Consider the following 1,095-nt stretch of genomic DNA (forward strand, 5'->3'; position numbering starts at 1 on the left):
GCCTTCGCCTTGTGGGTGAGGCAATGGCTGCGCGCTGATTCTGCTCAGAGGCTTTCTTCGTGAAAAACGCTCTCCACCGGCACTGGGGATCCCATAAGCCATAAGTTTGATGAATCCCTGTCCTGGTTTTGATGGATGGCAATGATGCAGGTCACAATTTCATAGTCGTTTCAGGTTGGGACAAGGCGACCGAGGTACTGGGAAAAGCCTTCTGGCCCTGTGCATCTAACGTTTTAAGTGCGGGTGCAGTGTCCTGGTTTGAATCAAAATGACCCTAAAAAGAAAGCGCTCTGTACGTCGCGCCTGAAACCGCACCCAGTCAAGCCTTCCAGTCCAAGAAAGCAAAGCCTACCGGCAGGGATCCGGCAGGCCGCTGGATTTTGTCGGAGATCCCCAGTAGGAAACCCTGTCGATCGCTACGGAATCGACAGAGAGCATCCACTCTGTGGGGTTCCCGAGAATCAGGTATCGTAGACCCGGCATTCAACAGCATCTGGGTTTTCGGCGCAGTGCTGCTCTAGGCTGCTGGGAGTCCTCGGCTGGTGGCTGCGAGCTGCCAGCACTTCTTCAACCGCATCCCAGGCCGCACGGCAGTGGGGATCCCCTTCGCCGTACTCAGAGCAGACGTTGCGAGCATTTTCCAGCTCTTTGGCGATCACTTCAGACAGTCCCATGTTCTCAAGCTCCTTTAGACTAGATGGGGCCGGTGGCCCGCTGATGTAACCGGCTGACGCAAATCTGCAGGGATCCAGCGTAATCCCGGATCAACAAGTAGAAACCAGCCGATCCAGACGGGGAATAAGTTCAGGATAATGACCTTGTGCCAACCGAATTGATCAACCGGATACATTACCCATTCTAAACAGGGACACCCGGGGGGTGCAGCTACGCTTTCGCGATCTCTTTGGGATCAGGATGCGCAGGGATCCCTCAGGCCCCAAACAGTTGTTCAATCCGCTGCCGCACCTGCTCTGGGGATCCCTGTTGACGCACTTGACCTTCCGAGAGCAAAATCGCCCCGTCTGCCCACTCCAGTTCCGCCAGCCGATGGGTTACCCAAAGGGCGGTGATGCCTTCTTGATCCACCAGTTGCCG

Annotated in this window: 1 protein-coding gene; it reads right to left on the reverse strand. The window is 55.8% G+C overall.

What is annotated here, in order from left to right:
• Positions 1–461: 461 nt before the first annotated feature.
• Positions 462–674: a CP12 domain-containing protein gene (locus NW856_RS06135; RefSeq protein WP_011434185.1), complete on the reverse strand. Its 213-nt coding sequence runs from the start codon at positions 672–674 to the stop codon at positions 462–464.
• Between the last annotated feature and the right edge of the window lie 421 nt (positions 675–1,095).

Source organism: Synechococcus sp. R3-13 (assembly GCF_047462195.1).
GTDB lineage: Bacteria > Cyanobacteriota > Cyanobacteriia > Thermostichales > Thermostichaceae > Thermostichus.